The organism is Pantoea sp. X-Soil-YNGN-775 (assembly GCF_059730575.1).
Window position 1 is genome coordinate 1,980,849 of sequence record NZ_AP035945.1, and the last position, 21,424, is coordinate 2,002,272.

21 protein-coding genes are annotated in these 21,424 nt (G+C 56.9%); 8 read left to right on the forward strand and 13 right to left on the reverse strand.

Annotated elements, in window-relative coordinates:
- Positions 1-30 precede the first annotated feature (30 nt).
- Positions 31-660: a glutamate racemase gene (locus AC6I8I_RS09355; RefSeq protein ID WP_409455980.1), complete on the forward strand. Its 630-nt coding sequence runs from the start codon at positions 31-33 to the stop codon at positions 658-660.
- On the opposite strand, the gene AC6I8I_RS09360 is transcribed toward AC6I8I_RS09355, so the two are convergent.
- Positions 653-1,402, reverse strand: a complete 750-nt coding sequence (locus tag AC6I8I_RS09360; protein ID WP_497828597.1) for a DeoR/GlpR family DNA-binding transcription regulator — start codon at positions 1,400-1,402, stop codon at positions 653-655. The two genes, AC6I8I_RS09355 and AC6I8I_RS09360, sit on opposite strands and share 8 nt — an antisense overlap.
- Before the next feature lie 82 nt (positions 1,403-1,484).
- On the opposite strand from AC6I8I_RS09360, the gene AC6I8I_RS09365 reads away from it, so the two are divergent.
- Positions 1,485-2,069, forward strand: coding sequence for an NUDIX domain-containing protein (locus AC6I8I_RS09365; RefSeq protein ID WP_497828598.1), 585 nt, complete (start codon positions 1,485-1,487; stop codon positions 2,067-2,069).
- 45 nt (positions 2,070-2,114) lie between these two features.
- Here AC6I8I_RS09365 and AC6I8I_RS09370 read toward each other — a convergent pair whose 3' ends face one another.
- Together AC6I8I_RS09370 and AC6I8I_RS09375 are read right to left on the reverse strand one after the other, a co-directional pair.
- Positions 2,115-3,218 (reverse strand): NADH:flavin oxidoreductase/NADH oxidase, encoded by a 1,104-nt coding sequence (locus AC6I8I_RS09370; protein ID WP_312054674.1) that lies wholly within the window; start codon positions 3,216-3,218, stop codon positions 2,115-2,117.
- Positions 3,219-3,485: 267 nt separating this feature from the next.
- Entirely contained in the window at positions 3,486-4,235 is a 750-nt protein-coding gene (locus tag AC6I8I_RS09375) for an SDR family oxidoreductase (RefSeq protein ID WP_497820047.1), read from the reverse strand.
- Between the two features lie 152 nt (positions 4,236-4,387).
- Here AC6I8I_RS09375 and AC6I8I_RS09380 point away from each other — a divergent pair, with 152 nt between their 5' ends.
- Complete coding sequence (locus AC6I8I_RS09380; protein ID WP_497828649.1) at positions 4,388-5,299, forward strand: LysR family transcriptional regulator; 912 nt, start codon at positions 4,388-4,390, stop codon at positions 5,297-5,299.
- Between the two features lie 37 nt (positions 5,300-5,336).
- Here AC6I8I_RS09380 and uraH read toward each other — a convergent pair whose 3' ends face one another.
- Positions 5,337-5,765, reverse strand: coding sequence for a hydroxyisourate hydrolase (gene uraH / locus AC6I8I_RS09385; protein ID WP_031376896.1), 429 nt, complete (start codon positions 5,763-5,765; stop codon positions 5,337-5,339).
- Between the two features lie 444 nt (positions 5,766-6,209).
- Between uraH and AC6I8I_RS09390 the strand changes: the two genes are divergently transcribed.
- The 4 genes from AC6I8I_RS09390 (at position 6,210) to AC6I8I_RS09405 (ending at position 10,153) form a co-directional block, all read left to right on the forward strand.
- Positions 6,210-7,229, forward strand: coding sequence for an alpha/beta hydrolase (locus tag AC6I8I_RS09390; RefSeq protein WP_312054667.1), 1,020 nt, complete (start codon positions 6,210-6,212; stop codon positions 7,227-7,229).
- Between the two features lie 407 nt (positions 7,230-7,636).
- On the forward strand, positions 7,637-7,807 hold the full coding sequence (locus tag AC6I8I_RS09395; RefSeq protein WP_312054665.1) for a hypothetical protein: 171 nt from the start codon (positions 7,637-7,639) through the stop codon (positions 7,805-7,807).
- Positions 7,808-7,831: 24 nt separating this feature from the next.
- Positions 7,832-8,845: a hypothetical protein gene (locus AC6I8I_RS09400; RefSeq protein ID WP_497828599.1), complete on the forward strand. Its 1,014-nt coding sequence runs from the start codon at positions 7,832-7,834 to the stop codon at positions 8,843-8,845.
- Positions 8,846-9,817: 972 nt separating this feature from the next.
- Complete coding sequence (locus AC6I8I_RS09405) at positions 9,818-10,153, forward strand: gamma-glutamylcyclotransferase family protein (protein ID WP_497828600.1); 336 nt, start codon at positions 9,818-9,820, stop codon at positions 10,151-10,153.
- Between the two features lie 240 nt (positions 10,154-10,393).
- Here AC6I8I_RS09405 and AC6I8I_RS09410 read toward each other — a convergent pair whose 3' ends face one another.
- From AC6I8I_RS09410 to hipB, 6 genes are all read right to left on the reverse strand, one after another.
- On the reverse strand, positions 10,394-10,624 hold the full coding sequence (locus AC6I8I_RS09410) for a winged helix DNA-binding protein (RefSeq protein ID WP_497828601.1): 231 nt from the start codon (positions 10,622-10,624) through the stop codon (positions 10,394-10,396).
- Positions 10,625-10,669: 45 nt separating this feature from the next.
- Positions 10,670-12,715 carry an FUSC family protein gene (locus tag AC6I8I_RS09415; RefSeq protein ID WP_497828602.1) on the reverse strand — a complete coding sequence of 682 codons (2,046 nt, stop codon included), beginning with the start codon at positions 12,713-12,715 and terminating at the stop codon, positions 10,670-10,672.
- Positions 12,716-12,861: 146 nt separating this feature from the next.
- A complete protein-coding gene (locus tag AC6I8I_RS09420; protein WP_312756969.1) occupies positions 12,862-13,503 on the reverse strand; it encodes a LysE family translocator in 642 nt (213 codons plus the stop codon).
- Positions 13,504-13,564: 61 nt separating this feature from the next.
- Positions 13,565-14,965: a M24 family metallopeptidase gene (locus AC6I8I_RS09425; protein ID WP_497820055.1), complete on the reverse strand. Its 1,401-nt coding sequence runs from the start codon at positions 14,963-14,965 to the stop codon at positions 13,565-13,567.
- 67 nt (positions 14,966-15,032) lie between these two features.
- Positions 15,033-16,358 (reverse strand): HipA domain-containing protein, encoded by a 1,326-nt coding sequence (locus tag AC6I8I_RS09430; RefSeq protein WP_497828603.1) that lies wholly within the window; start codon positions 16,356-16,358, stop codon positions 15,033-15,035.
- Positions 16,358-16,606 carry a type II toxin-antitoxin system antitoxin HipB gene (gene hipB / locus AC6I8I_RS09435; RefSeq protein WP_497828604.1) on the reverse strand — a complete coding sequence of 83 codons (249 nt, stop codon included), beginning with the start codon at positions 16,604-16,606 and terminating at the stop codon, positions 16,358-16,360. The genes AC6I8I_RS09430 and hipB overlap by 1 nt, the downstream gene beginning before the upstream one ends.
- 188 nt (positions 16,607-16,794) lie before the next feature.
- Between hipB and AC6I8I_RS09440 the strand changes: the two genes are divergently transcribed.
- Positions 16,795-17,229, forward strand: coding sequence for a GNAT family N-acetyltransferase (locus AC6I8I_RS09440; RefSeq protein ID WP_497828605.1), 435 nt, complete (start codon positions 16,795-16,797; stop codon positions 17,227-17,229).
- 48 nt (positions 17,230-17,277) lie between these two features.
- On the opposite strand, the gene AC6I8I_RS09445 is transcribed toward AC6I8I_RS09440, so the two are convergent.
- The 3 genes from AC6I8I_RS09445 to AC6I8I_RS09455 are packed head-to-tail and all read right to left on the reverse strand — an operon-like array spanning position 17,278 to position 21,374.
- Positions 17,278-18,072 carry an inositol monophosphatase family protein gene (locus AC6I8I_RS09445; protein ID WP_312054636.1) on the reverse strand — a complete coding sequence of 265 codons (795 nt, stop codon included), beginning with the start codon at positions 18,070-18,072 and terminating at the stop codon, positions 17,278-17,280.
- Positions 18,073-18,096: 24 nt separating this feature from the next.
- Positions 18,097-19,158, reverse strand: a complete 1,062-nt coding sequence (locus AC6I8I_RS09450; RefSeq protein WP_497828606.1) for an ABC transporter ATP-binding protein — start codon at positions 19,156-19,158, stop codon at positions 18,097-18,099.
- Positions 19,155-21,374 (reverse strand): ABC transporter permease, encoded by a 2,220-nt coding sequence (locus AC6I8I_RS09455; RefSeq protein ID WP_312054632.1) that lies wholly within the window; start codon positions 21,372-21,374, stop codon positions 19,155-19,157. Before AC6I8I_RS09455 ends, AC6I8I_RS09450 begins: the two co-directional genes overlap by 4 nt.
- Positions 21,375-21,424: the final 50 nt, after the last annotated feature.

Sequence of the window (21,424 nt, forward strand, 5' to 3'; positions counted from 1 at the left end):
CACCCGACATAACCCAGCCCGGAGAGAACCATGAACCTGCTCTGTCTGCATACTGCGGCCAGTAATATCGCCATTTTTGATGACGCTGCCGCCTCGCTGGCCACCACTGCGCGCCCGCTAAACCACCTGGTGATGCCTGACTGGCTGGCGGAGGCGGAGCGCAGCGGCGGCATGACGGCGGAACTGCGCGTCCGGATCGCCCGGCTGATTGATTCCTTGCTGCCGCAGATGGATGCGATAGTGATTACCTGCTCAACCCTGGCACCGGTCGCCGATGATTTTGTCGCTGCCGGTCAGCATGGCTGGGTGCTGCGTAGCGATAAAATGCTGGCTGAAGCGCTGCAGCGTCATAAGGGACCCTCGGTTGCACTTTGTGCTGCGGAATCGACGCTGGACGCGACCCGATCATTGTTTTGCCGGGCCGGCAGCGAGGTTGAGGTCCGGCTGGTGGAAGGTGCCTGGGCAGCCTTTAAAGCCGGAGACAGTGCAGGTTATTTTGCCCTGATTGCGGACGCGGTGCAGCAGGCTTATCAGCAGGGCGCAGGTCAGGTGGCACTGGCGCAAAGCTCGATGACGCCGGTGGCGCAGCAGTTTACTGTCAGCCAGCGGCCGCTGACCGCGCCGCATCTGGCGTTACAGGCCTGTTACGCCCTCAGATAAGGGTGACGCCGTGGGCGGTCAGTGCCTGACGCAGCGGCTCGCCCGGCGGCGTATCGACCACCAGCGTACTGGCCAGCGAGAGATCGCCAATTGCAAAAGCGGAAGCGGAATTGAGTTTCTCCGCAGAGGCCATCACCACGGTTTCCGCCGCCCGACCGGCCAGCGCGCGTTTTACCGTGGCCTCTTCGAAATTACCGGTGGTAAAGCCTGCGGTCGGATGCACACCGGTGACCCCCATAAAAAACAGATCGGCGTTGATGCGGTTGCTCGATTCCAGCATCGCCGCACCGACCGCCACCACCGAGTGCTTATAAAGCTGGCCGCCAATCAGGATCACCTCGACGCGCGGATGATCGGCCAGCGCCAGCGCTACGCTCGGACTGTGAGTCACCGCGGTAAATTCCAGCGTCGCCGGCAGCAGTCGCACCAGTTCAGCGCTGGTGGTGCCGCCGTCGATCAGAACGATCTGTCCGGGCTGAATCAGCGCAACGGCTTTCTGTGCAATTGCCCGTTTTGAGTCGGCTTGCACGTTTTTGCGTGTTTCAAATCCCGCCAGCGCAGCGGAAACCGGCAGGGCGCCGCCATGGACCCGCTGCAGCAATCCTTCAGCCGCCATTTCACGCAGATCCCGCCGCACAGAGTCTTCTGAGACGCCAAATCGCTGACTGAGGTCGCGCGACTGCACCTGCTTTTCGCTGGCGAGCAGCGCCAGAATCGCCTGTTTACGTTGCCCTGATAACATCAGCTTGCCTGCCTGTTTTTTCTTGATATTGCACGATTGTGCATGATAGCGTGACCGCTGTCCACTCATCGAGGAGATCACTATGCAGCAGAACCGTGACCGTGTGCGCATCATCAGCGAGCAGTTGCTGTCGGATAACTGGTACACCCTGAAAAAATACACCTTTTCGCTGTTACGGCGTGATGGGCAATGGCAGGAGCAGAGCCGGGAAGCCTATGACCGGGGCAACGGTGCGGTGATCCTGCTGTATAACCGTGACAAAAAACGGGTGGTGCTGACGCGTCAGTTCCGTTTACCCATCTACCTTAACGGCCACGACGGCTTCCTGATTGAAGCGGCGGCGGGATTACTGGATAACGCCTCACCGGAGACGCGCATCGTCGCCGAAGCTGAAGAGGAGACCGGTTTTCGCGTCACGCGGGTCGAGAAGGTGTTTGAAGCCTTTATGAGTCCCGGCTCGGTCACCGAAAAGCTCTACTTCTTTATCGCTGAATATGCCGATCGGCAGCGCAGCGGTGAGGGCGGTGGTATCGCTGAAGAGGGGGAAGATATTGAGGTGCTGGAGATGGACTTTGACCAGGCGCTGCAGGCGATTACGGACGGTGAAATCATGGATGCCAAAACCATCATGCTGCTGCAACATCTGCGGCTGAAGGGCATTCTTTAGCATCCAATGACAGGCAGGCCGCCTCGCGATGGCCTGCAAGTGTGCTTATTCGTCGCCGGTCAGGATGCCTTTGACGTCGTGCGGCTCCGATCGCAGATACTGTGGCGGAACCCGGACTTTTCCGTCCAGCGCGGCGGCGGCGTGCCACGGCCAGCGCGGATCGTAGAGAATACCGCGTGCCAGTGCCACCAGATCGGCTTCACCCTGCTGCAACAGATCTTCTGCCTGCTGCGGCTCGGTGATCAGACCAACCGCAATCACCGGAATGGAAACCTGCTCACGAATATCGCGGGCAAACGGAACCTGGTAATTCGGGCCGACGCTGATTTTCTGCTTGTCAGACAAGCCACCGCTGGAGACGTGAATATAGGCGCAGTTGCGCGCTTCCAGCTCGCGGGAGAAGGCGATCGACTGATTCACTTCCCAGCCACCCTCAACCCAATCCGTTGCCGAAATACGCACGCCAACCGGTACTGACGCCGGTACCGCATCACGCACCGCCTGGAACACCTCCAGCGGGAAGCGCATCCGGTTTTCCAGCGAGCCACCGTACTCATCGCTGCGCTGGTTCGACAGCGGCGAAAGGAACTGATGCAGCAGATAGCCGTGTGCGGCGTGCACCTCAATCAGCTCAATGCCAAGCTTTACCGCCCGGCGGGCGCTGTCGACAAACGCCTGTTTGACCCGCGCCAGCGCGTCGGCGTCCATCGCCAGCGGTTTGGCTTCATCTTCGCTGTAGCTCAGCGCCGAAGGTGCCACGGTTTGCCAGCCCTCTGCGGCATCAGGTGCAATCTGTTTGCCGCCTTCCCACGGTACCGCGCATGACGCTTTGCGTCCGGCGTGCCCCAGCTGAATGCCAATCGGAATCGACGAGTAGCGACGGACATCCGCCAGCACTGACTTCAGCGCCGCTTCATTGTCATCATTCCACAGCCCTAAATCACCGGGAGAGATACGGCCGATATCTTCGACGGCGGTGGCTTCAATGATCAGCAGACCGGCGCCGGAAAAAGCCAGCTGGCCAAGGTGGATGCGGTGCCAGGCCGAGGCATTGCCGGCTTCGGCTGAATACTGGCACATCGGCGCAATCACAATGCGGTTTTCCAGCGCAAGTTCGCCCAGTGAGACAGGGGAAAAAAGTTGGCTCATGTTATCTCCATGGTTGTATGACTAACGTGACAGGGAATAACTATAGCGGGGGATTAGCCGGATTGGGGGCGGCGCAACGTGTCATTTTATGACAGCGAGCAGGGTTGCTGCGGTGCCGCGTCGCCAAAGCGGCTTATGGTGGCGGCCGGACGCGGTCAAAGGCTGCATTTGCCTGGTCCGATGCGGCGATGATTTGCCGCACGGGTTAGTTATCCGGAGATAACGGCCTGACCGTGCCGCTCCCACTTATCCGTCGCGGGATGATTGTCAGACCTGCGCCATGCCGCCATCAACAAACAGTTCGGTGCCGTTGATAAAGCTGGCCGCATCCGAGGCGAGAAACGCCACCGTTTTGGCAATCTCTTCGGGTTTACCCAGCCGACCGAGCGGGATCTGCGCCGCCAGCGCATCAAACAGTCCCTGTTGCTGATCTTCACTCACCAGCCCGCCCAGACCCGGGGTGCGGACCGGGCCGGGGCTGACGACGTTGACGCGAATGCCACGCTCTTTCAGATCCACTGCCCACGAACGGGCGAAGTTACGCACGGCGGCTTTGCTGGCGCTGTAGACGCTAAAGGCTGCGGTGCCCTGAATCGACGCGGTAGAACCGGTCAGAATAATTGATGCGCCATCGACCAGCAGCGGTAAGGCTTTCTGCACGGTAAATAGCACGCCACGCACGTTGGTGCCGAAGATGCGATCAACATGCTCTTCAGTGATCGCCCCTAATGGCATCATGTCACCACCGCCCGCGTTGGCGAACAGAATATCAAGCCGTCCGGCCTGACTGGCGATGCGGGCGTAAACCGTATCAAGGTCAGGCAATTGTGAAGCATCGGCGCGGATGCCAGTGGCGGCGCTGCCGATTTCAGCAACTGCGGCATCCAGTTCAGCCTGACGTCGACCGGTGATAAACACCTGCGCGCCCTGTGATGCCAGTTCGATAGCCGCTGCCAGACCAATTCCGCTGGTGCCGCCGGTGATCAGTGCAATCTTTCCTGCCAGTGCTGCGTTCATCTGTTGCTCTCCGGATAAGGTAGTTATAAAGCCGATGTGTCCCGGGCCGTTACGTTGCCCGACTGATGGCTACTGTAGAGCGGCAGGATTGGCAGATAAATCGGGTAAAATGAAAATGACTATCCATGGTGGTGGATAATAAAGGGGAAGAAATGGATCAGTTACTGGCGATCAAAGCCTTTGCCCGGGTGGTGGAGAGCGGCAGTTTTACCCGTGCGGCTGACTTACTGAATATGCCGAAAGCGACCCTCAGCAAGCTGGTCCAGCAGCTGGAAACCCATCTGTCGGTCAGGCTGCTCCAGCGCACCACCCGGCGGGTAACGGTGACCTCAGAAGGGCGGGAATATTATGAAAAATCGCTGCGTATCCTGCACGACCTCGACGATATCGATGCTTCGTTTAACGTGCTGCGCAGTAAACCGCGCGGGCATTTACGCGTCGATATCGGCGGTTCCACCGCCCGGGAGGTACTGATCCCGCTGCTGCCTGATTTCTTTGCCCGTTATCCCGACATCACGCTGGATCTCGGGGTGGCCGATCGACCGATCGACCTGGTCAGCGATAACGTTGACTGTGTGATACGCGGCGGACCGCTGGTCGATTCTTCACTTATTGCCCGTAATATGGGGCACGCCACGCTGATTACCTGCGCCACGCCTGCCTATCTGAAAGCCTTTGGCGTGCCGGCGTATCCGGATGAATTGCGCAATGGTCACCGGCTGGTCAGCTATCTGTCACCGCAGAGCGGCAGGCCGTTTCCACTGCGTTTTGAACGCAACGGCGAGAAAATCGAGATCAAGAGTGCGCATCGGATTGGCGTAAATGAAAGTAATGCGCATCTGGCGGCGGGACTGGCCGGGCTGGGGATTATCCAGACCTTCAGCTACAGCCTTGGGGCACTTCTGCAACAGGGGGAACTGGTGGAAATACTGCGCGACTGGCGGCCAGCGGGCTATCCGTTTCATCTGGTCTATCCGCAGAATCGTCACGTTACGCATCGGTTGCGGGTGTTTATCGACTGGCTGGCGGAGTGTTTTCCGGCGCGGGTGGCGGGAGAGGGTTAATCCGGCACGGTCAGCGTGCCGGATGCGTTCAACAGGCTTAGTTACCGCGATAGGTTGAGTAACCGAACGGGCTCAGCAACAGCGGAATGTGGTAATGCTCGCCACTGGCCTCCATGTTGAACTCAACCGGGATTTCCGGGAAGAAGGTTTTCTGGTTGTTCTTTTTATAGAAATCACCGGTTTTGAACACTACGCGGTAGCTGCCGGCGCTGGCGGTTTTATCCTGCGGGAACAGGGCGCTGATACGGCCATTATTGTCGGTCACGCCTGAAGCCAGCTTCACCCAGTTGTCCTGCTGTTTCTGATCCAGTTCAACTTCAATACCGGCGGTCGGCTGGCCGGTTTGCAGGTTGAGGACGTGGACGCTTAACGGATTTTTTGCCGCAGCCGGTTGTGCAGCGACAGCAGAAGCAGAAACGCCAGTGGCCAGAAGTACGGTTGCGATCAAAGCATGTGAGGTTTTCATCAATGTTTCCTTTATTGACGGGGTTTATTTGCCGCAATAGTAGAGCGGTTGGCGGCAGAGCGATAATTTGCAGCGGAAAATGTGAAATTTCCGAGGCGCAACCCTCAGAAGTCGGGGGCTATGGCTCTTATTAGTTACATCATACATTTAATTTTCCAACTAACAGTCATCCGACAATGTGCGGATATTAATGGCTAATTAGCGAGGAAAGCAGGGTCTTGGAGTAATTTTTGCTTTTGTTAACTTCTCAGGAAGGACGCGTATTGGCAGGTAATCGATGCAGATAACCGCAAGGTTGGCTGTTAAGGCCGAAGAATAACCAGCAGGGTGAATGCATCATTTAAATAGCGCACTATTTGATAGTTTACAATTCAGTTGCGGCGTGTCATTGTCTTGCCAACCAGATAGCACACTACTTAATAGCAAATTAAAGGAAGCCCTGTGATGAAAATGAAACTGACCGCCAGCGCATTATTGTTAGCCAGCCAGATGAGTACCGCGTTTGCTGCACCGATTGAAAACAGCCCGCAACCCACCGCCGGCGTTGCTGCTTTTCTGACAGCGCTGAACAGCGGCGGTGGCAAACCGATTGAGCAGCTGTCGGTTAAAGACGCCCGTGCGGTGTTGACTGGCGCGCAGAAGGGCGCAGAACTGCCGCCGGCACAGGTTTCACAAAAGATCATCACCGTACTGGGCCAGCCACTGACGCTGACCATCGTTAAGCCCGAGCACGCCAGCGGTACGTTGCCAGTGTTTATGTTCTTCCACGGCGGCGGCTGGGTGCTGGGCGATTTCCCGACCCATGAGCGGCTGGTACGTGACATAGTGAATGCTTCCGGCGCGGCTGCGGTATTTGTTAATTATCAGCCGTCGCCAGAAGCGCATTTCCCGGTGGCGATTACTCAGGCTTATGAAGCCACTAAATGGGTTGCCGAACACGGCGCTGAAATTGGCGTTGACGGTAAACGTCTGGCGCTGGTTGGCAACAGCGTTGGCGGTAACATGGTGGCTGCGGTTGCCTTGCAGGCGAAACAGTTTAAAACCCCAGCCATTCGTTATGACGTGATGCTGTGGCCGGTTACCGATGCGCGTTTCGATACCGCGTCCTATGATCAGTTTGCCGACGGCCATTTCCTGACGAAGAACATGATGAAGTGGTTCTGGGATAACTACACCACATCGGAAAAAGATCGTAATAACATCCTGGCGTCGCCGTTGCGGGCAACGACCGCGCAGCTGAAAGGGTTGCCACCGACGCTGATTCAGACCGCAGAACTGGACGTGTTACGTGATGAAGGCGAAGCGTTTGGTCGTAAACTGGATGCAGCGGGCGTGCCGGTTACCGTGACGCGTTATAACGGCATGATTCATGATTACGGTTTGCTGAACGCATTAAGTCAGGAACCCACGGTCAGAACGGCCATCGGCCAGGCCGGTGAAGCGTTGCGCGCACATCTGAAATAAGCAAGCCGGGCGGTATCATGATGCCGCCCGAATTCTGTTTCACCAATACGGCATTTTCACCGCATTAGTGGTTCAGCAACCGTTAACATCGCAACACTAACCTTATACCGGTGGACTTCAGGCCAGCGCAAGCTGTTGAGATAATGTTTCCCGGAGGTTTCTGCGTGTAAATGAAAACGATAGGAAAGGGTGGTTACTTATTGATTTACAACCATAAAATATTAATAAAATTAACTGATTTTCATTTTTAAATCACATCGGCAGTGTGTAAGTGTAGTCATCTTATCTGTTTAAGCATCAGGAGCTGGCCGAGGCTGAATCAGCCCGCAGACGAGATTTTGTCGTTCGAAACACTGGAATGGTCAGACGAAAGGGTATAAATTTGTAGCATTGTCTACTGAAAGGTAATGTGGTTTCTTAAAATGACTCCGTCTGAAATCAAAGAAGCACAGCACAAGCGCTATAATGAAAAAGCGGCAGCAATTGTCCGGGGTGAAGACGGATATAAACCTGCTGAGAAATCGCGCTACAGTAAATCCTGTAAACTTTTATCTAAGCATATCGTCAGCTTTTCCTGATGCTGTCTGATAAGGCAAAGCAAAATGAACCATCTTCCAGCAGATGGTTTTTTTATGTCACCTGATCCTGTCATCCCGCCTTTTGAACAAGCCTATATTCTCAATAAGAAATTGATTGATAAGGCCCATACTTTATCTGATCCCGTAATAACCGTTGGCGGACAAGCCATTCAGTACTGGGTTGCTTACTACCGGGAGCTTTACAGAGATGCTCTGCCAGATGCCCGTCTTGTTACCTCCGTAGATGTCGATTACGCCGCCCGACGCCATGATGTCGCTGCAATAGCTGCAGCTCTCGGTGTGGATCCGAATATGAATGAACAAGGACAGCCACCATCACTGGCACGATTTGCCCTGGTTGACCTTAAAACACAACAGATTAAAAACGTTGATGGCCGATTCTTTGCAGACCCGGATAGTCCTGAACGGCCAAACACGGTGGATGTTATCGATTTTCCATCAGGATTCAGCTACAAAGACTTTTCTGGCGATAGACTGCAGTTAAACACTGAGAGGTTTATGATTGAGCAAGATAGCGCCACATCTGCAGAATCACACGAACTTATCAGGGTCATCAATCCGATCGCTTGTATCCGTGCAAGGTTAAGCAATCTAAGCGATTTGAAACGTAATCCGGCAATAGAAGTCGCTCGTATCAAAGCGATGATGCTTCCTGTTGTCTACTTTTTACTGGAGAAATTTGATGCAGTCACCGATCCCGCTGATGAAGCGGAAAGGTGTCCAGTCAGTTTTCGTGAGATGAAAGCCTATCTCGACGAGTTCTTCCGGATATCCATGCAGGAAACAAATATACGTGTTCAGGTCGAGCACAACATAAACCTGCATCTGATTCCTGAGCAGCTTGCTGCGGTATTTGAAGCTGAGCCAGAAAGTTACTACGTGCCGCAAGCTTTCTGGGCTAAAGAGTTGCCGATGAAAGCCGCGGCTCTGAAAAATAATGTGGCCAGAATTGGTCGGGATAAGCAGCGCCGTGCTGAACAACAACGGCAAAAAGAGATGCGTGGCAATAAGAAGTGAAACGCGTAACGGGGAGCGTTGAAATGGCTTACTGTCGACACACAGACGCGGGCCTCATAGGTAAGGGATAAAATCAGGAAGGCAGAGGAAAGGGGATGATATGATCGCTGTGGCTGAGTCAGATAATGCCGTGTTAATACCTTATTTAACATAATATACATTATGCGCCTTTAGGTAACCGCCTGATTATGATGGCCGGACATCGCTTAATTCTGCCGTTTGCTGCCGTTTGCTCTCGTTCGACCAATGCTCCTGACTGGCTCAATACCTTCTTTACTTTCTGACCAACCAACGCCCCTGGCTATAGATCATTCCCCGGATCCTCTTTCTGCGTTCGCTGGCATAAACCGCTTTCCTCTGTGTCAGGAACGCCGTAACTCCAGCGATCATTCTGCAATCCTCTTTGCGACAACTTTCCCGTGCAACATCGTTCTCGCTCAACATGCTTTGCGGCCTCATCCTTTGATTCATCACGTCTTGCTTCCGTATGCTTTGCGGCAACCGTACTTATGCAACGGCACGTTCGGTTGGCCACGCCAGACGCAGCGGCAAACAATCTCCTGCACCATTGTTATTAAACGGCTCGACGTCGTTACTGATTGTCGCGCTGCCAGATAAACCGCACTGTACCGGGCTTTGTCGTTGCTGTCTTCCTGCCAGCTAATGCCTACTAAACCGGCCTTTGCTACTGCAAACACGCTAAGTCACTGGCATTGCCCGATTAGGATTGTCTGCTTCCTTTACCGGCCAATCGGGATAAAACGGCTGAAACAACCCGCGATTTTGACAACGCTACGTGAATTCTGCGCCTGCCGCGTGACTACTGGGTCGCAGAATTTATCACAGCGCGTCATTTTATCGCTGGCTGAATTACCGTTCGATGGTAAAAGCCGAAATCCACCCGGCTGACATGACAACGGCTTTCAGGCAGGTTAAAGTTGCCGGCTTCGGCTGTGATCCTGATGAGGAAAAATGAAACGCTTATTTGTTTATGGCACGCTTTGCCCTGGCCGTGAGAATGCCCACATCCTGGAACAGATTGGCGGTGAATGGCTGCCCGGTTCGGTGACCGGCATTTTCTACCCGCGTGGCTGGGGTGCGGCGGCTGATTTCCCCGGCATCATTCTGGATGACCAGGCATCACCGGTACCGGGTTATCTGTTTATCTCCGATCGGCTCGACGAGCACTGGCCGATGCTGGATGAATTTGAAGATGGCTACAATCGGGTTGAAGTGACGGTTAACACCGGCAACAATCAGCAGTTAACCGCCTGGATTTACCAGCTGCAGCCGCCATTATCAGCCTGACCGATTAGCCTTTCAGCCGGTTTGCCCTGCGTACGCCCTGCTCTTTTAGCGTTTTTATCAGCGGTATTGAGACCGATCCTGTCGTGTATCGAGTCAGCGTGCAGCGCGGTAATGCCAGCCGTTTTGATTAATCGGTTACCCCGAAGCCTTCTTTATATCGACCTCTTATGCTGACTCGCAAAAAATAAACAGGCACAATGTCTGATGAGTAATTAACGCAACAACTAATGTATGATGTAACTAATATCCGTTATCGATCCACTGATGTTTTACGCTGCGCAGGCTGGCCAGTTCGGCTACCGACAGCGGCCCCTGACGCTCCAGCAGCTCCAGGGTTTCGTGTTGCGAATGACGCAGCGTGCCGGTCTCCTGACGAACCCGCCGGACAAACTGGCTGATCACCCTTCTCACTTCCTCGCCCAGCGCGGCGGAATCGGGCGTCTCTGGCGGCGTTTTTTGCTGTGCTGACATCGGTTTTTCTCCCCCTGAAAGAGCGCGGCAACCTTTATAGCACACTCAGCCCGGCCAGCGCTGTTGCGGGAACAGCGAGACGCGAATGTTAAACAGGTGAACCAGCGGAGCTACCGCCGCACTCTCCTGCAGCGCAATCTTCTCCAGCCGGAGCAGCAGCTGATCCAGCTCCTCCAGCAGATCCTGATGCGGCAGCAGCTGCAGCGACTTCATTTTACGCTTCAGATAGAGACCCAGTTCGTGGAACATCTGGCCGCTGTCGATGCGGTGCGCCTCCAGCACCTCCCGATAGCGGGCATAAAAGTCATAGCAGTTAGCGCCGAGCCAGGTTTCACTGATCAGATAGCCACCGACCACGATATCCGGCACCGGATCGAGCCGTTTACGCGGCAGAATAATGTTCACCCGGTCCAGCATGCGCGCAATAAACTGCTGGCGTGATAACAGCGTGGCGGAATTGCGTTCGACCTTTTTAATAAAGCTCAGCAGATCGCGCAGCCCCCGCAGCACCGCCCTGCGGGCAATCCACGAGGGACGCTTATTGCGGATCAGCGCCGTCAGCACCACCGCAAACATAATCCCCACCAGCGACGATATTGCGGCGTTCAGGGTGACGATCAGATTGGGCACATAGTGATGACTCAGTCCGATAAAGCCTGGAATCTGGATCGCCACGCTCAGACCAATCAGATTGGTGGCTGGATTGGCAATGATCAGGCTCAGCAGCATCAGCCCCGGCAGCAGGCAGATCATTAACGCCTGCAGGGTGTTGGCCTGCGGGATAAGAAAAGCGATATAAAACAGGCTGACCACCAGCGCAATCATCACCCCTTTAACGAACAGCTTCATCGGCGTAACCGGCGAATCCACCCCGGCAAAAAACGAACTGATAATCGCCGCCATCAGCGGTGCATTGGCCCCATCGGCCCAGCCGCTGCCAATCCAGAACAGACTGGAAAGAAAGGTCGCCAGAAAAGCCGTCAGTACCGAAAGGCTCAGTAGTCCGTTATCAATGTGGCGATGCTCGCGAATGTTCCTGATCGCCGCCCCGTCGCCATGACTGTAGAGATCGCCAGCACGGGCGCTGACGTTCTGATACGCATCGGCGATACGGACAAAGTTAGCCAGCCGTTCCAGTAAGCCAATCAGCAGCAGGCTCTCTTCAGTGCCCAGCCTTCCCGCCTGCCAGTCCGCTTCCAGCGTCGCCTGCCCCGCGGCGATGGCGTTACGCAGTCCTTCGATATCGTTAACCCGGTCATGATTGAGCCACAGCAGAAATTGCTGAAACACCGAGGTAACGCATAGCGGAAAGCGTATGTTCAGTTCTGCCAGCACCCCAAGTCGCGATTCAATTGCCGTTAGCGTCGGCAGCAGATAGGTCAGATGCTGATACTGCACGCTGACCAGACGGATCACATTGCGCGCCGCTTCCCCTTCATAAACACAGTGCGTCAGCAGCGTTTCGACATTCAGCGGATAGCCCGCCATCTGGATCAGAATATCTTCCCGCTCGAGGGACTTGTTCTTCACCATGCCGCTGACCAGCTCATTACACAATTTACGCGCATTCTGAAACCAGTGATCCACGCTCTGCCCGAGCAGATGGTGCATCGATACCGGAAAAACCAGCCGGTGTACCAGCGTGCTGCACAAAATGCCGAGAGTGATCTCCTCGATACGCGAAATCACCGTATTGGTAATCGCCGACGGCGTGTTCACCTCCGGAAATCCCATGATCGCCGCACTATAGCCCGCCAGCATGAAGACGTAGCTTTTGGGCGTGCGGTCATGCAGCGATAGATAGAGGCAAAACGTCACCCACAGCGAGACGCACAGGCTGAACAGCAGCGGCGACTGCACCGTTTCCGGATAGATCAGCAGGATAAATACGCCGCCCAGCACGGTTCCGATCAGACGAAAAACCGATTTCGAGACGGTTGAGGCGGCATAAAGTTGGGAAGTGACAAAAACGGTGGTCAGCGCCCAGGCGGGTTTTTCAAAGTTAAGGATTAGAGCAACAGATAACGCGATAAACGCGGCCAGGGAGGTTTTGCAGGCAAACAAAACCGCGTTTTTGGTAAACCATTTCATCGAATGAGAGGACCGAAATACTTCTGTGGCGCGTATCCTGACAGAAGCGTCAGCGTTTTACTCTCAGTTAACTTATACAAATTATTACCGGCCTTCCCTGACCGGTTCAGGTTGCTGCTGACTGTGCCTGGCGCGTCAGATTTGGCTCAGCGACGGGTCAGCGCCAGACGGATCCCCAGGCCGATAAAAGTGGCACCGACCAGCCGATCCAGCACTGTCTGTAACCGCTTATTGTTGGCCACCGCGCCTGCGGCCCCGCCCGCCAGCAGCGCAAACATCACGTCAGTCATCAGGCCAACCAGCGCATAGGTCATCCCCAACAGCAGGAAGGCGCTGGCGTGATACTGACTGCCGATCGCCACAAACTGCGGGAAAAAGGCGATAAAAAACAGCAGCACTTTGGGATTGGTGATTGAGGTGATGAAGCCGCGCAGCAGCAGTAAGCGGGTGCCGGTCTGCGCGGGCGGCGGTGACGCAGTCTCCGCTGCTGCGGATGCGATAAAGGTTGATCCGATCATTCTGACGCCCAGGTAGATCAGATAGGCCGCACCGAGATACTTAATCAGCGTGAACAGCAGCGGCGAGGCGGCAATCAGCGCAGTCAGACCCAGCGCACTGGCGACGGCATGGGTACAGCTGCCCAGCGCAACACCGGCGGCTGACAGAATACCGGCACGTCGTCCCCTGGCGACACTTTGTCCCACCACATAGGCCAGGTCGGGACCCGGCGTAATACAGAGCAGCACAACGGAAGCTACAAACAGCGGGAAATGCACGATATCGGACATCACGGCTCCTGACCTTTATTAGGGTTTATCAGCTATTAACCTAACAGCCGATCGCCCTTTTTCAAACCCCGTCATTCACCGGCTGCCGCACCAGCGCCCGCTGCGGGTCCAGTAAAAACGGACGCAGATAGCCCACCGTGTTCGACAGCAGGATCACCTCATCGGCCAGTTTCAGCCGCAGGACGTCGCTCAGCCAGGCTTTGCGCTCGGTCATCCGCTGCCAGACCGCCGGAAATTCCGCCGCCAGCTGGGCACGCAACGCCGCATCCGCCAGACCGACGGTGTCCTCAATACTGCAGCCGCCGTAGCCGGCCACCGAAGGAATAATGTCGATCTGCAACAGCATGCCGCTCTTCAGAGTGATGGCTGAATCGGGCCAGATTGGCGAGCATAACCACTCTTCATCCGCCACCAGATGCCCCGGATTAAGGTGCCAGCCATACTGTGCTTTAGGAAATACCGCCTCGATTAACGCATACAGTTCGCCACCGGTGATGCCGATGCGTAACTGCTCCAGCCAGCTGACCACCGCGTGGTAATAGGGGATCGCCAGCCGGGGTAGCCAGTCTGAAACGTGACAGGGTAACTCTGATGCCTGACTGACCGCATAAGCAGTGCGGCTGCTTAGCCCGCCTTTATAGCCGACGGTTAACGACAGCTTATCGCCGACCTTAATCGTTTTGTCGCTGGGATAAAGCTGCGCCTTAGCAAAGCGATCGCCGGTGGCGGCAATGGTCATCACGCTATTTGGCTGGCCGTCGGCATTAAGACGCGCGCCAATGTGCTTCTCGCTTACGCCTGGCGTCACGCTGTTCAGCGCCGCCAGCATGGCGGTTGAGGCACGATTCGCGCCCGCCTCGTAAAATGCCACCTCATCGGCGCTGTTAATGCAGCGCGCTCCCTGATCAGGTGAGATAAACAGCCCGGTGGCATTGACCAGATGCGAGACGCCACCTGCCGCGTCGGCCGCCGCCGCGCAGATAAACTGCGGCAGATCAAACAGAGTCTGCTGGGCGGGGCTGAACAACTTCCAGCCCACCAGCCCGGTGCGCGCCCCCGCGACGATCCCTGCCTGGCTCAGCAGCAGGGACAGCGATGCCTCACCACTCATCGGCTGATTGGGCAGCGAAAAGAGTGGCGCGTGCAGGCATCTGCCGGGATTACGGGCAAACGGCACCAGCTTGAGGTTTTCGTTGCCCATGATGTAGGCCAGTTCGCCCTGCTGATTAACCACCAGCAGCGCCTCTTCGAAGCGCGGAATAAAGCCCGCCAGATACTCAAAGTTGCTGCCGTGCTCTTTATCCGCATAAACGATCAGCTGCGTAATCTGATGCTGTTTCATGCGCTGAACAATCGCCGCCAGCCGGCGATGCAGGGTTTCATCCGCCATCACGTGGCTCGCCACGTCGGGAAAAGTGGGTGGCAACGGGATCGGTTCCAGTGCGTAGCGATCGCGATTCATATCAGACTCCGGTTAAACAGGAAAACAGCAGTCTGGCCGTTGCCGGGCCAGCCTGTTGCTGTCTGCCTCAATCTTTCTGCCGTAACCGCTCCAGCATAATCAGTGAATGACTGAAAATGGCATCGGCAATGTGCTGCGGAAATCCTGCGGGCAACGCATCGCGCACCGCGATAACCGCTGGTGGAAAAGCGCGGATAAAGAAGTCGAAGATCTGTTGCAGGCTACCGCTATCAAAATTGACGCTTTTTGCAGTGGCGAAGAAATGACGCGGGAATATCTTATCGATTTCGGTTTTTTTGCCTTTACTGGCCCGCAGCCCCATCGCCAGCTTCAGCGCCCGCTTATTCAGGCCGGTGCCGCCCAGTACCGGATAGGCGGAAATCACATCATAGAAAGGGGTCAGCCGGTAGCTGCCGCCGCGCTCAATAAACAGCGAGAAGTTCTTGGCGTGGCCGTCCGTCGCTCCAATCAGCCACTGAAACACCTGAAACATCATGAAGTGATAACGATCCTCTATCGCGTTACTCGATCCCATCAGCAGCTGCATGATCTCCGCAATGCCCGGCCCGCCGTCTGACTCATACTTCGTCGATGACGGCAGCCCCAGCGCCTGACAGAAATCCTCCTGCGGCAGACGAATAAGCCGGCTTCTGTCACGTGACCAGCGCCGGTCGAAGCGCTCGACAGCCAGCGCACGCATCGCGCCGGCGCGGATAAGGGTTGCTTCAGGCACCTTCATTCCCAGCGCCCTGGCCAGCGCCCTGGCCAGCGCCAGACAGAGATACTCATTTTCAACGCTTTCGCGCATGTCCAGCGTCGCCGTCGGCTGCTTAATTTCTCCGATCGGTAGTTTGATAATGTGTGAGGTCGGCGTGGCCCCGGTCGGGATGCTCCAGCCCTGTTCCGTGTGCAGCAGCGCCGTTTTCTCCTGCGCACCCGCCACCGAAATACGGAAGTCGGTCTCTTCGCGCAGCATCCCGAGCGGAATGTCGGACTGATAGGCTGACAGTACGCTTTCCAGCCGCGCCTCGTTCAGCAGCTCATAGCGCACCTCTAACGGCGGCAGCGGCATCTCGGGCGGCAACAGCATGGTCGCACCGACGCTGTCTCGTCCCACTTCCTGCAACAGATCAAACGGCTGACGGGATTTTATCTGGTAGCGCGCCACAATCCGGTCACGAATCAAGGGGCTATCCGGCAACAGATTATCGAAAAAGTTAATCACCGCGTGGGAGGTGATCGCCGGAACCTGCAACGGCATCGAGAGCGACAGCGGCCTGGCGAGCGGATTACTCAGCCACGCTTTGTCGTACTGAAATTCGTGCGCACCGTTGCGCTGACGGGTCAGCACGCCGACCCGCTCGCCGTTCATCCACGCAATCAGCTTCTGCATTACCAGTCATCCTCGTCATTGAGCGGCGGCGGTGCGGCGGCCATTTTCTCCTGCACCTCAAGACTCAGCTCCAGCGACTGCAACAGCTTAAACAGCGTCGCCAGCGAGGTGTTGTCCGGCGCATTTTCAAAATGCGAAATGGTCGCCTGTTTCAGACCAACCTTTTTGGCCAGCTCGCTCTGGGTCCAGCCATTACGCTGACGGATAAGTTTCAGCCGGTTAGCCAGCTGCAGCGGACTGTATATCATGGTGTCTGTTCCTCCGGGGTCGGCAGACGATCAGCATAGCGTATCCTGATTATCCCCGAAAGAGGATAATTAGTTATTTATCCCCAATAAGGGATAAATAACTATTTATACCCTTGCGGGGATAAATGGTCTATTATCCCCTGACACGGATATTCGACTTCATGGCGTAGCATAACAGGAGAAAAATCATGACATTAAGCGCGGGTCTTACCGTGACGGAGCAGCCAGAGGACCAGGACCGGGAGGCGTTATTCGCCGGGCTCGGCAGCTACAACCGGCAGTTTATCGGCAGTGAAAATCGGGGAGCGCTGGCGGTATTTGATCATGACGCAGACGGTAAGTTGCGGGGTGGCGTAATGGCCTCGCGTAAGGGGAACTGGCTCTGTGTCGATTATCTATGGGTAGATGATACGCTGCGCGGCAGCGGTCTGGGCAGTGCTTTACTGCGGGCAGCAGAGCAGCAGGCGATAGCTTACGGCTGTCAGCAGGTGCTGGTGGATACCTTCAGCTTTCAGGCGCTACCGTTTTATCTGAAACAGGGTTATCAACAGCAGATGTCCCTGCCCGACTTTCCGCAACCCGGTATGCAGCGGCACTACCTGACCAAAACGCTCAACGGCTAAAGGTCACGACGCTAAGGTGGCTGTACTGACCTGCGCGTCGTGACAGGGTCACAGACTGGCGATGCGACGCAAATCCGCTTCGGCACCGGGAGCCACCGCCAGCACCTGCGCCCCTTTGATGATGCGCTCCCCGTCGGTGTTGAAAGGATGCACCCAGCCCCCCGCCTCTTTCACCAGACAGTAACCGGCCAGACAATCCCAGGCGTGCATATACGGTTCGTAGTAACCAACGACCCGACCGGCCGCCACCCACGCCAGCATCAGTGCGCCTGAGCCGATGCGGATAAAGTTACCGCCGGCTGCCAGCAAGGCCGCTACAATCTCGCCAACCTGCTGCGGGCTGACGTAGCTGTTGGCACCAAAGCCGGTCACGTGATTCTGCAGGGTACGTGCCGGATCGACCTGCAAGCGTCGGCCATTGAGAGTCGCGCCCTCACCCAGCGCTGCCACATAGCACTCCTCAAAGGTCGGTGCGAAAATCACCCCGATGACCGGCACGTCGTCGCGCAGTACGGCAACCGACACGCACCAGTTTGGCATGCCGTTGAGAAACGGACTGGTGCCATCAATCGGATCGACCACCCAGGTGTAGGCGGTCCGGCCCGGGTGCAGGCCGCTCTCCTCACCGAGAAAGCCATCATCAGGGAACGCTTCACGGATGCGGGCGGCGATCGTCTGTTCCACTTCGCGATCGGCAATCGACACCACATCCTGCAGATCGTATTTGGTTTCCACCACCAGCGTATCGCGGCGGGAAAAGTAAGATAAGGCCGTAGCACCGCCAGCGCGGGCGACAGCTTCAGCCAGCGCCAGACGCGACATCATTTCATCGTGCAGTTCCATTGTGACTCCTTGCGGTTAAGCAGTTTAGCGGGCAATCAGGGCCAGACCCTGCGGCTTGAAGTTAACGCCGACCCGGGCGGCCAGCGGCAGGCGCTGTTCCATGTGGGGATCGATGATGAACAGCGATCCCAGTTCGGTGGTCACTTCATATTCGATATGGTCACCCAGCCAGGTACTGTGAATAATCTCACCCTGCAGGGCGCCCTGACCGTCGCCAGACAGGGTGATAAACTGCGGCCGCACCGCCAGCTGACCGCTGCCGGTTTTCGCTCCGTCGCCACGCACCCGGAAGCGCTGGTTACCGACGCGGATCAGCGCCTCACCGCCTCCGGCCTGCTCAACCTCACACGGCAGAATATTGGCTTCGCCCATAAAGTCGGCGATAAACACCGAATTGGGCGAATGGTAGAGGGTTTCCGGCGCGCCCTGCTGCGCAATATCCCCCTCTTTCATGACAATAATTTTATCGGAGACCGCCAGCGCTTCTTCCTGGTCGTGCGTCACATAGACCGCGGTAAAACCCAGCCGCTGTTGCAGATCGCGAATATCGGTCCGCACCCGACGCCGTAAACGTTCGTCCAGATTCGACAGCGGCTCATCCAGCAGCAGCACCTGCGGTTCCAGCACCAGCGCGCGGGCCACCGCAATACGCTGCTGCTGTCCACCGGAAAGTTCAGACGGTAGCCGCTCACCCTGGCTTTCCAGCCCGACCAGCCTCAGCCCTTCCCGCGCCCGATCCAGCGCCTCCCGTTTGCTCATCCCCGACGACAGCAGCCCATACAGGATATTGTCGAGAGCATTCATATGAGGAAACAGCGCGTATGACTGAAACACCATTGCCACGTCGCGCTCATTGGCTGGCAGATGGGTAACCTCTTTACCGCCAATCAGAATGCGGCCAGCGGTAGGATGCTCCAGCCCGGCCAGCAGGCGCAGCGTGGTGGTTTTGCCACAGCCGGAGGGACCGAGCAGCGTCACCAGCGTGCCTGGCTCGACGGTTAACGACAGATCCGGCAGCGCTGTAAAACCGGCAAAGCGTTTAGCAACATGTTCAAACACGACCGATCCCGCGTTGATGGTGGTCATACGGCTCTCTCCTGAGTCAGAGTGGCGACAGCAGCGGCCGCAGCCGCAGGTTGAGTAACACGGCGCAGGCGGCGTTCACCCACCAGCAGCTGGAACAGGCCGATGATGGCTAACATCACCACGATCAGTACCGACGAATAGGCAATCGCGACACCATATTCCCCGTTCTCCACCAGCCCGACGATGTAGGACGTCGCCATGTTGTATTGCGCGCTGACCAGAAAAATCACCGCACTGATTGAGGTAATGGCGCGCACAAAGGCGTAGACCAGCGCCGCGCTGATCGCTGGCTTGAGCAGCGGCAGCACCACTTTACGTAGGGTACGGAAACTGTTGGCACCGAGGGTCAGTGAGGCTTCATCCAGGCTTTTATCGAGCTGACTCATCGCTGCAATACCGCCACGCACCCCGACCGGCATATTGCGGAACACAAAGCAGGCGATCAGGATCATCGCGGTGCCGGTGATCTCCAGCGGCGGCAGGTTATACGCCATCACGTAACTCACGCCGATCACCGTGCCGGGAATGGCGAAACTCAGCATCAGCATGAACTCAAAGGTCTGCCGTCCGGCAAATTTCTGCCGCACAATCAGCCAGGCGGTCAGCAGGCCAACTACTGCGGTCAGCGGCGCGGCTATCAGGGCGATCTCCAGCGTGGTCCAGAAAGAGTTCCAGGCGACGCCGCTCCATACCAGCTGTCCCTGATTCAGGCTGACGCTAAAAGCGCGGATATAGTGGTCGAGCGTCAGCGCGTTATTCAGCCCCCACGACTGCACGAAGCCGCCAATCATGATCATGCCGTAGATCACCAGGGTAAACAGACCCCACGGGATCACCATGCCATAAACGCTGTAGCGCACCGGACGCGGCAGCTGCACGTGACGGCCGCCGTCGCCTTTGCCGGTTACCGTGGCGAAGCTTTTACCCGACAGCCAGACCCGCTGCACCAGAAACGCCGCCAGCGTGAAGCCCAGCAGAATCATCGCCAGCACCGCCGCACGGCTTGGATCGTTCTGCGCGCCGACCACCGAGAAGAAGATTTCGGTCGACAGCACGCCGTGACTGCCGCCCAGCACCATCGGGTTGCCGAAGTCCGCCATGCTTTCGATAAAGCTGATCAGAAAGGCATTAGCCAGTCCCGGCGCCATCAGCGGCAGAGAAATACGGGAAAACGTGCGCCAGCGGCTGGCGCGCAGGGTCTGAGACGCCTCTTCCAGCGACGGGCTGACCCCTTCAACTACCCCAATCAGCACCAGAAACGCAATCGGCGTAAAGGAGAGCACCTGGGCGATCCAGATGCCGGTCAGGCCATACAGCCAGCGGCCCGGCTCGACGCCAAACAGCGTCGCCAGCGAGGTGGTGATCACCCCGGAACGACCAAACAGCAGAATCAGCGCCAGCCCGATAACAAACGGCGGCGTAATGATCGGCAGGATAGTCAGCATCCGCAGCGCTTTTTTGCACGGCAGCGAGGTGCGGGTCGCCGCCAGCGCAAACGCCAGTCCCAGCAGCGTCGAGCCGCTGGCGGTCATCAGCGCCAGGCCCAGCGTGCGCCACGCCGTCCCGCAGGTGCCGCCGGTGACACAGGCGACGCTCCAGATAGCCGGGTCCTGCAGATTGGCGATCAGGCCATCCGGTTTAAAACTGCCATCAATGTCCTGCACCGAGGCGACAAACAGGCTCAGCACCGGATAGAGCACAAAGGTGGTCACCAGCGCCACCAGCAGTACGATCGCCGACACCACAAACGCATCGCCTTTCAGCACGCCGCGTTCGGCCAGCGCAAAGGAAAAAATCAGCAGGAAAACCGTCAGCAGCAGTAACGCGCCCGCGCCCATCGCCGGCTGGCCCAGCGCGAGCGGGCCGGCCAGGTTCTCCAGCCACAGCCAGTTCCAGCCGCTGAACCCGATAGCATGCCCTTCCAGCACCAGGAACAGAATGCCGCAGACGCTGAGCAGCAGCAGCAGGCCGCTACGGATACGCCCCGGCGGCAGGAAAAGGCAGGCGGCAGAAGCGAGCCACAGCGCCACGGCGACCGTCAGCCAGCGATGCTGCATCAGTTGCCACAGCGCCGGCGCGCTATTCTCATCCTGCCATAAGCTCATCAGCCAGTGGCCAGAGAAGAACCCCTGCTCCAGGCTGTACCAGGGCAACACCATCAGGGCCAGTGCGCCAGCAACTAACGCGCCGGTTAAGCGGCGATTGTGCGCATTCATGAATCACCTCGATCAGCTGCGGACACCAGGCTTGCGCCACCGCGGTTCAG

Excerpts from the sequence above, each read along its gene's own strand:
- AC6I8I_RS09445 (WP_312054636.1), bottom strand. The coding sequence starts at position 18,072 with ATGGAACTGCACGATGAAATGATGTCGCGTCTGGCGCTGGCTGAAGCT.
- AC6I8I_RS09355 (WP_409455980.1), top strand. The coding sequence starts at position 31 with ATGAACCTGCTCTGTCTGCATACTGCGGCCAGTAATATCGCCATTTTT.
- AC6I8I_RS09415 (WP_497828602.1), bottom strand. The coding sequence starts at position 12,715 with ATGAAATGGTTTACCAAAAACGCGGTTTTGTTTGCCTGCAAAACCTCC.
- AC6I8I_RS09430 (WP_497828603.1), bottom strand. The coding sequence starts at position 16,358 with ATGCAGAAGCTGATTGCGTGGATGAACGGCGAGCGGGTCGGCGTGCTG.
- AC6I8I_RS09425 (WP_497820055.1), bottom strand. The coding sequence starts at position 14,965 with ATGAATCGCGATCGCTACGCACTGGAACCGATCCCGTTGCCACCCACT.
- AC6I8I_RS09450 (WP_497828606.1), bottom strand. The coding sequence starts at position 19,158 with ATGACCACCATCAACGCGGGATCGGTCGTGTTTGAACATGTTGCTAAA.
- AC6I8I_RS09370 (WP_312054674.1), bottom strand. The coding sequence starts at position 3,218 with ATGAGCCAACTTTTTTCCCCTGTCTCACTGGGCGAACTTGCGCTGGAA.
- AC6I8I_RS09405 (WP_497828600.1), top strand. The coding sequence starts at position 9,818 with ATGAAACGCTTATTTGTTTATGGCACGCTTTGCCCTGGCCGTGAGAAT.
- AC6I8I_RS09365 (WP_497828598.1), top strand. The coding sequence starts at position 1,485 with ATGCAGCAGAACCGTGACCGTGTGCGCATCATCAGCGAGCAGTTGCTG.
- AC6I8I_RS09360 (WP_497828597.1), bottom strand. The coding sequence starts at position 1,402 with ATGTTATCAGGGCAACGTAAACAGGCGATTCTGGCGCTGCTCGCCAGC.
- AC6I8I_RS09395 (WP_312054665.1), top strand. The coding sequence starts at position 7,637 with ATGTGGTTTCTTAAAATGACTCCGTCTGAAATCAAAGAAGCACAGCAC.
- AC6I8I_RS09420 (WP_312756969.1), bottom strand. The coding sequence starts at position 13,503 with ATGTCCGATATCGTGCATTTCCCGCTGTTTGTAGCTTCCGTTGTGCTG.
- AC6I8I_RS09375 (WP_497820047.1), bottom strand. The coding sequence starts at position 4,235 with ATGAACGCAGCACTGGCAGGAAAGATTGCACTGATCACCGGCGGCACC.
- AC6I8I_RS09410 (WP_497828601.1), bottom strand. The coding sequence starts at position 10,624 with ATGTCAGCACAGCAAAAAACGCCGCCAGAGACGCCCGATTCCGCCGCG.
- AC6I8I_RS09455 (WP_312054632.1), bottom strand. The coding sequence starts at position 21,374 with ATGAATGCGCACAATCGCCGCTTAACCGGCGCGTTAGTTGCTGGCGCA.
- AC6I8I_RS09400 (WP_497828599.1), top strand. The coding sequence starts at position 7,832 with ATGAACCATCTTCCAGCAGATGGTTTTTTTATGTCACCTGATCCTGTC.
- AC6I8I_RS09380 (WP_497828649.1), top strand. The coding sequence starts at position 4,388 with ATGGATCAGTTACTGGCGATCAAAGCCTTTGCCCGGGTGGTGGAGAGC.
- AC6I8I_RS09440 (WP_497828605.1), top strand. The coding sequence starts at position 16,795 with ATGACATTAAGCGCGGGTCTTACCGTGACGGAGCAGCCAGAGGACCAG.
- hipB (WP_497828604.1), bottom strand. The coding sequence starts at position 16,606 with ATGATATACAGTCCGCTGCAGCTGGCTAACCGGCTGAAACTTATCCGT.
- uraH (WP_031376896.1), bottom strand. The coding sequence starts at position 5,765 with ATGAAAACCTCACATGCTTTGATCGCAACCGTACTTCTGGCCACTGGC.
- AC6I8I_RS09390 (WP_312054667.1), top strand. The coding sequence starts at position 6,210 with ATGAAAATGAAACTGACCGCCAGCGCATTATTGTTAGCCAGCCAGATG.